This window comes from Myroides odoratimimus (assembly GCF_030326305.1).
In the GTDB taxonomy this organism is placed as follows: domain Bacteria; phylum Bacteroidota; class Bacteroidia; order Flavobacteriales; family Flavobacteriaceae; genus Flavobacterium; species Flavobacterium odoratimimum_A.
The window spans coordinates 1-14,408 of record NZ_JACAKB010000014.1; the positions used below are offsets into that span (position 1 = coordinate 1).

General features: G+C 34.8%; 13 protein-coding genes. 5 read left to right on the top strand and 8 right to left on the bottom strand.

Annotated features, from left to right (window positions below):
• Positions 1-237 precede the first annotated feature (237 nt).
• Positions 238-2,229, bottom strand: coding sequence for a S8 family serine peptidase (locus tag HX049_RS11065; protein WP_286415833.1), 1,992 nt, complete (start codon positions 2,227-2,229; stop codon positions 238-240).
• 333 nt (positions 2,230-2,562) lie between these two features.
• Between HX049_RS11065 and HX049_RS11070 the strand changes: the two genes are divergently transcribed.
• Positions 2,563-4,689 carry a M3 family metallopeptidase gene (locus HX049_RS11070; RefSeq protein WP_286415834.1) on the top strand — a complete coding sequence of 709 codons (2,127 nt, stop codon included), beginning with the start codon at positions 2,563-2,565 and terminating at the stop codon, positions 4,687-4,689.
• Between the two features lie 182 nt (positions 4,690-4,871).
• Entirely contained in the window at positions 4,872-5,399 is a 528-nt protein-coding gene (locus tag HX049_RS11075; RefSeq protein WP_286415835.1) for an NADPH-dependent FMN reductase, read from the top strand.
• Between the two features lie 47 nt (positions 5,400-5,446).
• Here the strand turns inward: HX049_RS11075 and HX049_RS11080 are convergent, their stop codons facing one another.
• Together HX049_RS11080 and HX049_RS11085 are read right to left on the bottom strand one after the other, a co-directional pair.
• Entirely contained in the window at positions 5,447-5,662 is a 216-nt protein-coding gene (locus HX049_RS11080; RefSeq protein ID WP_286415836.1) for a hypothetical protein, read from the bottom strand.
• Between the two features lie 14 nt (positions 5,663-5,676).
• Positions 5,677-5,811: a hypothetical protein gene (locus tag HX049_RS11085; RefSeq protein ID WP_286415837.1), complete on the bottom strand. Its 135-nt coding sequence runs from the start codon at positions 5,809-5,811 to the stop codon at positions 5,677-5,679.
• A gap of 271 nt (positions 5,812-6,082) precedes the next feature.
• On the opposite strand from HX049_RS11085, the gene HX049_RS11090 reads away from it, so the two are divergent.
• Positions 6,083-7,210 carry an FUSC family protein gene (locus tag HX049_RS11090; RefSeq protein WP_286415838.1) on the top strand — a complete coding sequence of 376 codons (1,128 nt, stop codon included), beginning with the start codon at positions 6,083-6,085 and terminating at the stop codon, positions 7,208-7,210.
• A 70-nt stretch (positions 7,211-7,280) separates the two neighbouring features.
• Here the strand turns inward: HX049_RS11090 and HX049_RS11095 are convergent, their stop codons facing one another.
• Both HX049_RS11095 and ggt read right to left on the bottom strand, forming a co-directional pair.
• Entirely contained in the window at positions 7,281-8,810 is a 1,530-nt protein-coding gene (locus HX049_RS11095) for a WG repeat-containing protein (protein WP_286415839.1), read from the bottom strand.
• A gap of 247 nt (positions 8,811-9,057) precedes the next feature.
• A complete protein-coding gene (ggt, locus tag HX049_RS11100) occupies positions 9,058-10,734 on the bottom strand; it encodes a gamma-glutamyltransferase (protein WP_286415840.1) in 1,677 nt (558 codons plus the stop codon).
• A 140-nt stretch (positions 10,735-10,874) separates the two neighbouring features.
• Here ggt and HX049_RS11105 point away from each other — a divergent pair, with 140 nt between their 5' ends.
• Positions 10,875-11,597 (top strand): DUF6348 family protein, encoded by a 723-nt coding sequence (locus HX049_RS11105; protein WP_286415841.1) that lies wholly within the window; start codon positions 10,875-10,877, stop codon positions 11,595-11,597.
• A gap of 77 nt (positions 11,598-11,674) precedes the next feature.
• Here the strand turns inward: HX049_RS11105 and HX049_RS11110 are convergent, their stop codons facing one another.
• The 3 genes from HX049_RS11110 to HX049_RS11120 all read right to left on the bottom strand — a co-directional run bounded on the left by HX049_RS11110 (position 11,675) and on the right by HX049_RS11120 (position 13,291).
• A complete protein-coding gene (locus HX049_RS11110; protein WP_286415842.1) occupies positions 11,675-12,109 on the bottom strand; it encodes a hypothetical protein in 435 nt (144 codons plus the stop codon).
• A gap of 78 nt (positions 12,110-12,187) precedes the next feature.
• On the bottom strand, positions 12,188-12,697 hold the full coding sequence (locus HX049_RS11115; RefSeq protein WP_286415843.1) for an HPP family protein: 510 nt from the start codon (positions 12,695-12,697) through the stop codon (positions 12,188-12,190).
• Complete coding sequence (locus HX049_RS11120) at positions 12,698-13,291, bottom strand: TetR/AcrR family transcriptional regulator (RefSeq protein WP_286415844.1); 594 nt, start codon at positions 13,289-13,291, stop codon at positions 12,698-12,700. It abuts the gene before it with no gap.
• 347 nt (positions 13,292-13,638) lie between these two features.
• Here HX049_RS11120 and HX049_RS11125 point away from each other — a divergent pair, with 347 nt between their 5' ends.
• Complete coding sequence (locus tag HX049_RS11125; RefSeq protein ID WP_286415845.1) at positions 13,639-14,370, top strand: hypothetical protein; 732 nt, start codon at positions 13,639-13,641, stop codon at positions 14,368-14,370.
• The last annotated feature ends 38 nt before the right edge of the window (positions 14,371-14,408 follow it).

The following is a 14,408-nucleotide window of genomic DNA, read 5'->3' on the forward strand; positions in this document are numbered from 1 at the left end:
CTACTATTTCCTACCTAAATAACCAACTCTTCCCTACCCCTTAGATAATCTCTGTTCACACCCTTTTCTTCAACACCCCTTCAACATTTCTACAAGATTACTCTACCTGAGCACCTGTTTATTGAAGCAATATTGAACAGATATTGTAGCACTCTTGAACAAGACTAATTAAAGTACAGCAACAAAAAAGCCCTAGACTGTATAAGCCAGGGCTGTAAAATTATCTAATATTATTTCTTACTTCTTTAATACTTTTGCTCTAATCCGTTCTCCTCCTACATTTATATTCAATAAATATATTCCTCTTTTCAATTCTCTCATATCAATCACTGCACGATTAGTCGCTGTAAAATTAAATCGTTTTACTAATCGATTACTTAAATCAAAAACTTCTACCTCAGAAACAGTAAATACTTTATCCTTGGTCACTTCTACATTTGCGATATCTTCAACAGGATTTGGCCAAATCACTATATCTTGAGGATCTACTCCTGTAGTACTAGCTACTTTTTCTATTCCTTCTAAATCATCATTACTGATTAATAGACTAAAGTCCTGTCTACCATAAGACAATTCACCTTTATGGCTCACCACTACTTCATATTCTCCTGCATCAGGGTCTATAACCTCTATTCTTTCCAGATTATCGACATCATTGTCTCCTTTTAAAGCAGTTAGATTATCACTATTTTTATTTAAATACCATGGAAAATACTCTTCTCCATCTTTATACAATCTAATATCTAAATCATTGATAAGTTTATTATTCTTAATACTTCCACTTAATTCTCTTGAATCAACTAGCGCTTCGATATCTGTCCAGCTTAATGTAACTAATAATCTATCTGAAGGATTATTCAATTTAAACTTGTACTTAAAATCTTTTTTATTAAGCAAAACACTTTCTTCTAGAACAGCCCTTTCATCTTTTACATTCTTAATGAATTGTATTCCCCTCTCTGCATTAATCATTCCCCAACCTATTTTATTCGTTGGGTATTTTTCTTCCAGATACTCTGCTGTATGCGTCATCAGTCCTCTTAACGTAGCAGAGCGCATCGGAAAATTATATACTTCTATATATCCTTGTTGCCAAAGAGTCAAAATACCAGATACGACAGGTGAAGCCATAGATGTACCACTCATCTCTTTATATATACCTACTGTAGGATTAGCATGATGATATCTAGGCAACTCATATCCTGAAGATATAATCTTTACTCCTGGAGCAGCAATATCGGGCTTAATTCTAAAATCTCCAGTAGGACCATAACTACTAAACTTCGCAATACTTAATTTATCAGAGCTATCTAATCCTACTGCAGCTACTACCACTGCATTCTTTGCGTTAGTATTCCCTAATAATAGATCATTGCCATTCATAGTAGGATTTATTACAGCAAAATCTTCCCTATCATTCCCTGCTGATATTACAGGTTGATAATAAGGGTAAGTATAAGTAAGTTTATCCAACTGATAAGCATCTTTATTATAATATCCAAAATATGTTGCAGGAACAAGTGGTATATCGTCATCATCTAATGCAGATATCCCATAAGAATGGTTAGATACTAACAAACCTGATTGTGCTGCTGAGGCCATCTCTACTATATCATTATTCCAATCATAACTCCATACACTAGCCTCAGGAGCTATCCCCTTAGCTGGAGCATAAACTCCACTTGCTATCAAAGTTCCTGTTACATGAGTCGCATGATTCTTTCCCAGCTCAACGCGATCTAACTCATCATTATTAAGTTTGGCAATATTACTATCTTGGTCTTTTAAAATCACACGACTTGCAGCCATATTCTTAAACTCCTGATGTTGATCAAAAGCAGGTTTGCCATCCCATACCCCTATAATCATATTTCTACCTTGGAGATTAACACTCTGCCTCCCCCCTTTCGCAATACTATTTACACCTGTAAGACTACGTGACAGCGCATTCTGAGTAACATAATAAATGGGAATATTTCCACTATCAATACTTCTCAATTGATAAATACGTCCATCCTTATAAACTCCTTTAGTAGAAACATTATTTTGTTGCTGAAATCGCAATACAGCTTCTTTATCTGACATTACCTCTCTGCTAAACTGCTGAATAAGCTCTCTGTTCTTCTGCTCATTCTGTTGATTACTAATCTCACTTCGCAATTGAGGGCTTTGGGCAAACAGTGAACTACTAAATAATAAAGCATATACTATACTTCTTACATCCTTCATCAATATCAATGTGGTTAGAATTATATTCTTTAGAAGTCCAAATATATAATTGTGTTCTAAAAAAACTATTATTTTGAATATAAAAATACAACCAAAATAAATAATCTATCTAAAAAAGAAGTATAAATATACCTTAAATACTCAATAAAACATATCTTTCTAAGCTACTTCAGATACATATCACCCCATTTAGAAACAAGGTTATATAGCTGAATCGACATCCACACTCTTCACCTACCCTAACTACAATGCGGTATAATGTATAAAACAGATGTCGTGGGATCAGACATAAATCTTTATATTTGAACAAATCTAACAGTAACCTTAATATTTATGAAAATCAAAAAAACCGTACTTGGTGTAGTTACAGGGGCATCGATTTTGTCTATCTCTTGTGATAAAGTAAAGAACGAAACTGCTTCATCAGGAGATTGGAATGAAAGTAATGCTTTCTTTAATGAAAGCACATTGCCATACTATACAGCAGACTTTGACAAGATTAAAGACAAAGATTTCAAACCTGCTTTATTAGAAGGAATGCGTCGTCAGATGGAAGCTATCGACAAAATAGTAGCGAATACAGAGGAACCTACTTTTGAAAACACTTTAGAAGCCCTAGAGCGCTCTAGTGAATTACTAGATAGAGTGAGCTCTGTATTTGGTCTATTGACAGGAGCTCATACTAATGATGAACTAAAAGCAATTAATGCAGAGTTGGCTCCTAAATTTGCAGGACATCGCGATGCTATTTACTTAAATGATGGCCTATTTCAACGAATTAAAAAACTTCATGACAATCAAGCTTCACTTAATCTAAATGAAGAACAGAATAGACTGTTAAATGTATACTATGAAGACTTCGAAAAATCAGGTGCTAATCTATCTCCTGAAGATAAAGAGAAATTAAAGCAACTGAACCAAGACATTGCGACTTTGAACAATCAGTTTGGGGATAAATTATTGGCAGCTACGAAACAAGGTGGCGTTAAGTTTACTAAAGAGGAATTAGCAGGATTATCTGATGATGAGCTTAATGCCATCAAACAAGAAGATGGTAGTTATGTAATCGCATTAAACAATACTACTCAACAGCCAGATCTAGATAAACTGACAAATAAAGAAACTAGAAAAAAACTATTTGATCAAGCATGGATAAGAGCTGAAAAGGGAGATGATAATGATACAAAAGCATCTATCTTAGCTCTAGTAAAAAAACGTGCTGAGAAAGCTAAATTAATGGGATTCGATAACTATGCAGAATGGAGTCTACAAGGTTCTATGGCACAGAATGCCACTAATGCTACTAAAATACTAAAAGACCTAAGCCCTTATGCAGTAGGAGCAGCTAAAGAAGAAGCAGCTGATATCCAAGCATTAATTAACAAAGAGGCAGATCCATTCACTCTAACAGCTGCTGACTGGAACTACTATGCTGAGAAAATCAGAGAAGAAAAATATGCTTTAAATCAAAATGAACTTAAGCCTTATTTTGAGATGAATAGTGTATTAGAGAACGGCGTGTTCTATATGGCTACGCAATTATATGGCCTTAGCTTTAAAGAACGCAAAGATATCCCAGTATGGCAAGAAGATGTAAAAGTATACGAAATCTTCAATGAAGATGGTAGTCAAATAGGGTTATTCTACACAGATTACTACCAAAGAGATTCTAAACGCGGTGGTGCATGGATGAGTAATATCGTAGGTCAGTCTAAATTATTAAACAGACTTCCAGTAATCTACAATGTAGGTAACTTCCCAAAACCAGCGAAAGGTCAACCTACACTATTATCACAAGATAATGTAATCACAATGTTCCACGAGTTTGGGCATGCGTTACACGGGTTCTTTGCTAATCAAACTTACCCTACTCTATCAGGTACTAGTGTATCACGTGATTTCGTAGAGTTCCCTTCACAATTCCACGAGCACTTCGCATTCGAGCCTTCTGTATTAAAGAACTATGCTAAACATTATAAAACAGGAGAAGTAATCCCTGATGCTTTAGTTCAAAAAATGAAGAATGCAGGAACATTCAATAAAGGATACAGCATGACAGAGCTATTAGGTGCATCTCTATTAGATATGGAATGGCATACTGTGTCTACTGATAAGAATATCACTGATGTACTTGCTTTTGAAAAAGAAGCCTTAGCTAAGTATGGTTTAGACTTACCAACTGTTCCTCCTAGATACCGCAGTACATACTTCAGTCATATCTTCGGAGGTGGATATGCTGCAGGATACTATTCATACAAGTGGTCAGAAATGTTAGACTTCGACGCTTATGATTGGTTAGTTCAAAACGGTGGTATGACTCGTGAAAATGGTCAAATCTTTAGAGATAAGATTTTATCTAAAGGAAACTCTGTTCCATTAGATCAATTATATAAAGACTTTAGAGGTAAAAACCCTACAATAGATGCTTTATTAAAGTACTCTGGTTTTACGAAGAAGTAATCAGAGTCATGTAACAAAAGGACTAACAGCAAATTATTAAACAGTTAGTCCTTTTATTTCATTCTTAAGTATTAATAAAATAGCACATTATATCTAAAATCATTATTTTTCTTATTCTACATTAAGTTTTTGAAGAATCAACATCATCTATCTTTGTCATATCAAAACATTAAGATTACAAGATGAATATACTAGCTTTTGCTGCTACTAATAGCAGTACTTCGATAAACTTAGAATTAATTAAAAGTGTTGTCAATCAATTGGAAGGACACAACATTAGTATACTAGACATTAACGATTATGAAATGCCTATTTATTCTCAAGACAGAAATAACCAAGGTGTACCTCAGCAAGCACTAGACTTTAATAATGCTATTAAAAATGCTGATGCTATTATCATAGGATTAGCAGAACACAACGGTACCTTTAGTACTGCTTTTAAAAACATATTTGATTGGGGATCTAGAGTGGAGAAAAATTTCTTTCAAAACAAACCAATGATGTTATTATCTACATCACCTGGTCCGCGTGGAGGACAATCTGTCATGGATAGTGCTTCAAGTATATTTCCTTATTTTGGAGGGAATATCAAATGTCAGTTTTCATTACCAAGTTTTCAAGATAATTTTAGTAATGGAACAATTAATAAACCTGAATTAGCTTCTCAATTAACAGAGAAAATTAATAGTTTTAAACAACAACTTTCTTAAGTCTTTAAAGTAAAAATCCCTACAAGAATTTGTAGGGATTTTTTATTCTAAATACTCTGGTTGTTATAGATTGCCGATAACCATTTAATCACTTCCTTTAAGTCTTCACTTATAAAACTCAAAGTGATGACTTCTCCAGTTCTTATCCATAATTTTAATCTTGAATGAATAGTGTCAATATCTGTAATAGAATAAGAGATTACTTGTTTTAACGGTAGTACCCTGTATTCGACAGCACCTCCTGCTCTATTAAAACTAAACATGAATTGAGAATAGGTCAATGCGAACTGCCCATCCCCCCCTTATAAGCAATACTGAATTTACTCCTACTTGCAAACCTTTCAAAAGTAACTTTAGCTACACTGTTTTCTACTTTCTTTAGATCCTCGATTACATAGTTAACTTCTCCCATATTCACTTTTTTATTTTAAAAATATACATTTATACTTATATTTTTTACTTCAATAAAAAATTGAGTAAATAAGACTATAATAAGATGTAATAATCACGATACTTATCTAATTAATCTCTGTCATTTTACTTCTTTCATTCTATTTCCTTACCTTTGTGTTGTTCAAATGCTTATCAATACTAAAGAATTACTTATCTCTTATACTTACCTGATAAGTAAAAGCATTTCCACAGCACTAATCTCAATTGAGATAATTTTTAGAATCAACGAAATGAAGAATAACTTTTTTGTCAACTTGTTACAACAAGAGAGCAAAACACTATTTAAATTAAAACACAGCGAACGACTTTGGCATATCCCTTTAATGGCTATGCTTGCTACAGGACTTCCCCTATTAACAGGATGGTATTGTGACAATCTTCAAGCCGGCCTGTTAGCCTGCCTAGCTGGATTAGTCATCCTATACCTTCCTTCTAATATTCCAACACCTCAGCGCATGATCACCATGTTGGTCTGTTCATTTGGTTTTATGTTATCTTTTGCTGTAGGAATATCGTTTAGTTTTAACTTTATTGCCTCTGCTATAGCCTTCGGTATATTTGTTACTGCAATACACTGGGTAAATCTATATTTTAACACTCGCCCTCCTGGTAGTTTCTTTTTTATTATGGTAGCTTCTATGTCTAGCAATATGCCTTTTAATCTAGAGACTATCCCTACACGCTTAGGATATGTAGTAATGGGAACCATGTTTGCTTGTACTCTAGCGCTAATCTATAGTGTACTAGTAGGTAAGAAATACAATAGTAAAACAACAGTACGCCTAGTACGTCCCGTCCCTGTAAAAGACCAATTCGATTACCTTGTCAAATCTGTTATAGTAGGTACCTTTATGTGTATTTCTTTACTCGTAGGTCATCTATTGAAATTTGACAACCCCTATTGGATTCCCATTTCTTGCGCTGCCATTATGCAAGGGATTTCACTATACCACGTTTGGCAACGTGCACTTCAGCGTATCGCAGGTACTTTTATCGGGTTAGGGCTTTGTTGGGCACTTATCTCTATCTCAACAGCACCTCTATATTTATGTATTTGTATCATGGTGCTTCAGTTTATTATAGAAATGTTTATTTCGCGTAATTATGCCGTAGCAGTCATTTTTATTACAGCTCTTACTGTACTCCTCGCCGAGGCAGGTAATCCTATTATCACAACACCTAATGTATTAATCCAAGCCCGCTTTATCGATATCGTGATTGGAAGTATTATAGGAGGTATCGGTGGTTGGTTCTTACATCATGAGTATCTGAGAAAACAAACACGAGATAGTCTACGCACTACACGATTACAATTACTCAAGAAGAAAAGACTAAAAATGTTTCAACAGCACCTATAGACCAAAAAAGCCTATACAGATAACTCGTTTACTGTATAGGCCTTTGTCTTTTTAAGAATTAGTGTTACCTCTATTCTTTACTCACTCTGTTTCCCTTGTAAACTAAAATATCTTTTCCAGGGTGAAACTCTTCTCCATTTAATAAGTTAATATAAAAGCAATTATACACATTCTTCAGCTCATCCTTCTCTCTTTCTAACTCTACTTCAGCCAAGTATTCTGTTCCATTTTTCACATTAGTGAATACAGGATCATACACCACGACTCTAGTAGTAATATCTACTATTCCATACAAACCATTTTCTTCTAATTGGAATACACAAAATTTGATATTATCCATCAAACGCAAAGAATAAAAATCAGGCGATAATAGCCACTCGCGAAGATCTACATTCCACACTCCTACTCTACTTATCTGATCTTTTTTTATTGACACAAAATAAAGAGGTTCTTTTATACTACTTATTGTTCTTATCTTCTCTAGTAAGAATCCCTCTGGAATATCTTTTTCATCTATTAATAATTCTTTAGCAGGCCATAGTACCTCATTATAATAAGAGGTAATGGAGTAATCGCTTGGCTTCTCTAAACAATCTTTAAGTACTCCATGCTTTGTCAAGATATAAAACTCATTTACTCTACTTTCAACGTTAGCAGGTACTACTTCTACTATAAAAAAATGCTTAGAGACTACGGGATATATATTCAACACATTCTTCCATATATCCTGTATACTGCGTTCGCTTTTTATATCTATTACTTTTAGATGAACAGGAATATACATATCAAACTCATAGTTGACATAATACCTCCCATTTCCTATCGTATCTCTACAGATAGTAGGTTTTGACATTAAGTGAGACTTAGCTGTCTGCATATATACCTTATATTCCTTTCCTTTATAAGTAATAGGAAAAATAGGTTGAGGAATTACTTCATAAGATTTAATCTTTTTACCTTTCAGATTATACACTCTTACCTCATCATCATTTACTTTTCGTACCCAGCGCAACCCATTGTCATACGTACTCACTACTTTTTTGACTATGCGCTTTAACCGATCTTTTTTAGCAAAATACAGATCATCTTCTACCTGCACTAACTTACTACCTATCTGTTTGATTCTAATAGAAGTACCACTTCTATAGAGCTTATCTTTCGTAATTGTCTTTGTATCTAATACCTGTTTTGTATCTAATACTAATACCGTTACTTTCTCTCTTATGACCTCTGTTCCCCACAAGGGTTTAAAGGAAGAACTAGTACTCATGATATTAAAGTTAGGCAAGAACTTCCATTGCCAAAAGCGGCTGTGAACAGTATATGACAACACAATATTAGCTACTGTAAAACGTCCTACCTCATACAGCTCTATTCGATCATATCTGCACTTCAACACCTCTTTATTCTCTAGGTCTATTACACCATACCTTCCTTGCTTATCTCGCACAACAGCATAACCCGACTTAGTGAATAATCCTCCACTAGCATACTGCTGACTGATAACAACTTGTTTATCTTCATTACAATATCCATACATTCCTTTCTCATCTACAAAAGGGTATATAGCAACGGTCTTATTAGTTAATGTGGTGTTCATAAGCCTGAAGTTTAAAAAGTCTTTTAAATATAGTGATTTTTTTAAACTTCTTCTTTAAAAACAAAAACTTAATTAGCTAAAAAGCAACTATTTTAACACTCTATTATTTCTTTTCCTACTACATCCACTAATTAAGCACATATATAAAATACAAAAAGGTTATCTAATGAAAGATAACCTTTTGTCTTTATATAATATACTTTGTCTAATAAGACAGAATACTCTTAATATATAATTCATAATTAAATTAGTATCCTATAGCGATATCATCTCCACGTGTATCCGCTCCTGCTTGGTAAGTACCATTTTTATTTACTAAAATACCCTCTACGCGTCCATAAGGTTTGCGCTCTTTTAGGATATATCCTTTATCTGTAAGTGCTTTGCGAACACCAGCCGTAATCGCTGTTGGTTCATAATCGATATGATCAGGAAGCCATTGATGGTGAAAACGAGGTGCTGATACCGCCTCCTGCATATTCATTCCAAACTCAGTTACATTCAGAATCGTCTGAAATACAGAGGTAATAATAGTCGATCCACCTGGTGTACCTACTACCATATATAACTTGCCATTTTTCTCTAAAATTGTTGGAGACATTGAACTTAACATTCGCTTTTCTGGTTCTATCGCATTCGCTTTTCCTCCTACTAATCCGTACATATTAGGTGTACCAGGTTTTACAGAGAAATCATCCATCTCATTGTTCAACAAGAATCCTGCTCCTCCTACTATCGTTTTAGAACCATAAGAATCATTTAATGTAGTTGTTGCTGATACAGCATTTCCCCATTTATCTACTATACAGTAATGCGTTGTTTCATCACTCTCGTACCCACCTATCTCTCCTGCTTTAATATCAGCACTCCTCGTTGCTTTATCAAAAGACATAGATTCCATACGCCCTACATTATACTCTTTATTGACTAATTGATTTACAGGTACTTTATAGAAGTCAGGGTCTCCTAAGTGCTCAGCTCTATCCGCATATACACGTCGTTCTGCCTCTACCATTACTTGCACCGCTTTTTCTGACTGGAACCCCCATTTTGCCAAAGGGTATTTCTCTATAGATTGAAATAAAGAGATTAGCGCTATTCCTCCACTACTAGGAGGTGGCATAGAGATCACCTTCATTCCCTTATATTCTCCTACTATAGGAGTTCTCCACTTTGCCTCATAACGTTTTAAGTCTTCTAGAGTTATCATTCCATTCCCTCTCTTCATCTCAGCCACAATTAGCTCAGCTGTCTTACCCTCATAGAATCCTTTACGTCCTTCTTTTTGAACACGCTTCAGCGTTTCAGCCAAATCTTTTTGAACAAACAATTCTCCTTTAGTCCAATTCTCTTTAGCTGTTAAAGCACTTTGTTCTGTACTATATTTTACAAAATTACTATACTGTTCTTTAAACTCATTAGCTTGTTTCTCAGTAATGTTAAATCCTTTCTCAGCAAGCTCTATAGCAGGTTGTACTAACTCTTCCCACTTTAGTGTCCCATACTTAGCATGTGCTTTTACCATTCCATCGATTGTACCAGGTACACCTGATGCTAAGCCCCCTTTCATACTTAACTCTGTTATCGCTTTTCCATCGCCTCCCCAGTACATATTCTCTCTTGCTTGTATAGGCGCTTTTTCTCTATAATCTAGCGCATCTATCTTTCCATCGTGACTGCGGTACACGATGAACCCTCCTCCACCGATATTACCAGCATTTGGATATACAACAGCTAATGCTAGCTCTACTGCCACAGCAGCATCTATAGCATTACCTCCTTTCTTTAGGATATCTACTCCTACTCTACTTGCCTCTGGGTGTGCTGATACAATCACTCCATTCTTATACGCTTGAGGATTTTGTGCCACCACTTGTAATAAGCTACCACATAGGATAAAGGCTGATAATATTACTTTTTTCATATTTTGTTCTTTTGTTACCGCAAGATAAATATTTTGAATTTATTATTAAAATAAGTGTTCAGTTATAGACAAAAATTTAAAAATATATCAACATCAAATAAATACACTATTAACTCTTATCTTTACAATAAATCACAGCTATGAAACTATTTAACTTCCAAAACAATAAAAAAGAAAAACAAGATCACCTTCCTACTGAGGAGATGCTTTTAATGGATGAGTTAATTAATCAGATCACTACGTTAGACTATGCTGTATTAGTAGATGAAGCTACTCAGATTATCATCGTTAATGATCAATTATTAATAGAGTTCAGAATCATCAGAAATCCTGATTATGCAAAAGAACTAATGCACCTCATGATTAATACTGCTCACCCTACTCATTTTCCTGACGGTATTATGGAAAGCATCGCTGGGATAGGCGAAACGGTACAAGATAGAATAGCGTCTGTAATAGAGAACTATATCACCTCTACCTTTAAACCCATAGCAGAGAGCCTTACAGATACTCATTCTCCAGAATATGATTTTACTAGTGACGACGTGTTATGGCATCCTGCATTAAGTGACTTACGTATTCAAGGTTCTTTTAACAGAGAGCTAAGTGGTGATGAATTATATTTACTATTAGCTTCTAAACTTGAGTCTATGTTATCTAAAGATCAGAAGTTTCATTGGCTAAAAATGTATATATCAAAACAACAGTCAGGAGAAATAATAGGTGACTGCCTCTTAGATAACGAGCCTTGGGATGAAGGATTAGATATATTAGCTGACTATATCAGTACATTCCCTGTAGAAAGCACATTTATAGGCATCAAACAATTCGCAGTGTTTAGACGATGTGATAAGTATGATTAATACAAAAATTAAATATCACAAATAAGCCCATACTCTTACTAGATTATGGGCTTATTTATTATTTATGTCATCATCACTTATACAGCTACTTCATCAGGTAAATGACCTATAATCTCTTTCAGCGTCTTCTCACTATACCCTGCTAAATTCCATACCTTATTGCGCTGTCCACCCAAAGTCAGTACTAAACTATACCCAATCAATACCCCCGAATTTCTATGTTCTAACACTCCTATATCTTGAATATCTCTTACAGAATATAGCATCTTATCACCTTTGACAGTTGTGATAATAAGATGATCTCCTTCAAAGTCAATACTATTACAATACTTAAACACATAGTATATCGCACCAATAATAAAGAAGGGCAATACGACTAATAAAAACCACTCTACTGTATCAGGTACTTTATTAGTAAGGGCTAATACCATACTAACAATAACACCAATACCTCCAAACCACACTAGCTCACCTAATATAATACCTATCAGATGGTTATACGATTTTTTCATATTTTTTTGCGCAAAAATATGAAACGCATAAACACTATCCCTATGGATATATAAATAGTACCGCAATTAATCTGATTATTACCACCAATACCTAGGGTACTTTCTCAGTTTGCTAATATTGTTAAATAACAAGGCTATTACTGTGATAATAACAGATCCTGCCAAAACAGGATTAACAATAAAAGACCAACTCGCTCCTCCTAGTATAATGACTAGAAGATCTGCACCTGCTGGTGGATGTGTAGTCTTAGTCACCAGCATTAAGCCTATCGCTGCACCTACCCCTATCGCTAGAGAATACCACTCTGTCCCTAAAAAAGTAAGACACAGTAGTCCTACTATACTCGCTAACAGATGACCTCCTATGATATTACGAGGTTGAGCTAAAGGACTATCAGGTACTCCAAATGCCAATACACAAGTCGCTCCAAAGGGAGCCATGATTAAAGGCATTTCTAATTCTTTAGTCATAAAGGCTATCACACCTATCGCTAACATACCTCCTATCCCAGAGTATATAGAATGCTTAGAAGTAGCTGATTGTGGACTAGTCTCTGTTGTTTTAAACTTTGCTATATATCGTTTCATTTAGATTAAATCTTGTTTTAGTAATTCTATTGTTTTCTTAACGCAGGCTGAGTTCTGATAGACTTGACTCTCTGTCAGCCCTGCCTCAAACAGCATGTATAACATAAAGGCTCTGTTCTGATCTGTCACCAATGCCTTAAAATACGCTTGTAATTCTGTCTTATGCAGATGGATGACTTCATAAATTTTCCCTTTATGCTCAGGTAGCTCTGACAGCATATTAAGAAATGCACATCCTCTATACCCCTCCTTCTCATTCATCTCTATAATATAGGTAAACGCTGCTATGATACGTTCCTTAACTGTACGCATCTTTTCTACAGCTGCTGTCAATCCCATAAACCAATAGTCATGTCTAGCTTTTAGATAGGCTACAGCTAGATCATCTTTCGTTTTATAATGGTCATAAAAGCTAGATTTGGCCACCTTCGCTTCTTCTATCACAGCATTGATCCCTGTGCTATTGTATCCATATTGGTGAAAGAGTAAAGTAGCAGCCTCTAATACTCTCTCTTTAGGTGATTTATTCTTCATGAAGCAAATATACAAATAAAAACAGACAAGTCTGTCTGTTTTACCTTTCTGATTGATCATATTTTGGTTGAGAGAAGTCATTTGTGACCATTTTAGGCCATTTATGTCCATTTTTTCCCTTCTCCAAAAAAAACAAATTCATAATTCAAAACTTTGTAAAGAGAACAAGCAAAAATAATAACAGAATAGAAGCTGCTTTTGCATTTGACTTCTGCTTGTATTCTAGTAGGGTTTCACTTGAGTTGAGTCCGTAGTAAGTCCGCTATAACTGCGTAGTACCTCCGTTAAATCAAGCAAAAAAACGGAGACGTATCTCACGTAGTACTCACATAATAATAAATCAACCAAATCAACAGTCAAAGAAGACTAATATGAAAGTAAAGTATAACCAATAAATTATAAAAATTATGGCAAAAATAGATGTGCATGGGAGACCTCAAGGAAAGTACTTAAACTCTGTATTCAGAGTAGTAGATGGTAAAGTAATCATGCAAGGTAAACCCTCTAAACAAAAACAGACCCAAAATACAAAGCAAGCGGCTACAGATTTTGGCACTGTACAGAAATGCAATAGACAGCTCAGACACCTTATCCAACTGGCTATGAATAACAATCATTGTAAAAAAATGCACCTTAGACTGAACACGCTTGCATTAGCACAGCTGCGTAATAATGATGTATTCCCTTTAGGGCAACGCACTTACTTTAATACAAATCTAAGCGGGATGGTAGGTTTTGATTTTAATACGAATACTCCTTTTGTAGTGTATTGTACCTTACCTATCGCTTTTCAGAAGCTAGACAGTCTTAAAACACGTATTAGTATAGATACCTCTACTATCAATGACTATTTTAACTTTGAGCATAATACGTCTGAGATCAAAGTAGAGTTATTTATACAGCATCATCAACTTAACTATCAAGAAATCCACAAAACAGAAAGCATTTCCTTCACTGTCAAAAAAGGAGAAATCCTCTCTGCTAAAGAGTGGATCATACAGAATACGTTAGAGAGCAGTATTACCCTTGTCGTAGGACAGCTCTGGTATCTAAAACAAACTTTAACTGGTCAATACATTATGATTAATAATCGGGAATTCCATCCTAGTAGTATTCTCTATCTAGATAATGGCCTTTAAAACACAATGAAAAACCTAGTAGATAAAGGTAGAGAATC

What these genes read in the sequence shown, in the direction of transcription:
- HX049_RS11125 (WP_286415845.1), top strand. Translation starts at nt 13,639, where the DNA reads ATGGCAAAAATAGATGTGCATGGGAGACCTCAAGGAAAGTACTTAAAC.
- HX049_RS11090 (WP_286415838.1), top strand. Translation starts at nt 6,083, where the DNA reads ATGAAGAATAACTTTTTTGTCAACTTGTTACAACAAGAGAGCAAAACA.
- HX049_RS11080 (WP_286415836.1), bottom strand. Translation starts at nt 5,662, where the DNA reads ATGTTTAGTTTTAATAGAGCAGGAGGTGCTGTCGAATACAGGGTACTA.
- HX049_RS11070 (WP_286415834.1), top strand. Translation starts at nt 2,563, where the DNA reads ATGAAAATCAAAAAAACCGTACTTGGTGTAGTTACAGGGGCATCGATT.
- HX049_RS11120 (WP_286415844.1), bottom strand. Translation starts at nt 13,291, where the DNA reads ATGATCAATCAGAAAGGTAAAACAGACAGACTTGTCTGTTTTTATTTG.
- HX049_RS11095 (WP_286415839.1), bottom strand. Translation starts at nt 8,810, where the DNA reads ATGAACACCACATTAACTAATAAGACCGTTGCTATATACCCTTTTGTA.
- HX049_RS11075 (WP_286415835.1), top strand. Translation starts at nt 4,872, where the DNA reads ATGAATATACTAGCTTTTGCTGCTACTAATAGCAGTACTTCGATAAAC.
- HX049_RS11065 (WP_286415833.1), bottom strand. Translation starts at nt 2,229, where the DNA reads ATGAAGGATGTAAGAAGTATAGTATATGCTTTATTATTTAGTAGTTCA.
- HX049_RS11105 (WP_286415841.1), top strand. Translation starts at nt 10,875, where the DNA reads ATGAAACTATTTAACTTCCAAAACAATAAAAAAGAAAAACAAGATCAC.
- HX049_RS11110 (WP_286415842.1), bottom strand. Translation starts at nt 12,109, where the DNA reads ATGAAAAAATCGTATAACCATCTGATAGGTATTATATTAGGTGAGCTA.
- HX049_RS11115 (WP_286415843.1), bottom strand. Translation starts at nt 12,697, where the DNA reads ATGAAACGATATATAGCAAAGTTTAAAACAACAGAGACTAGTCCACAA.
- ggt (WP_286415840.1), bottom strand. Translation starts at nt 10,734, where the DNA reads ATGAAAAAAGTAATATTATCAGCCTTTATCCTATGTGGTAGCTTATTA.
- HX049_RS11085 (WP_286415837.1), bottom strand. Translation starts at nt 5,811, where the DNA reads ATGGGAGAAGTTAACTATGTAATCGAGGATCTAAAGAAAGTAGAAAAC.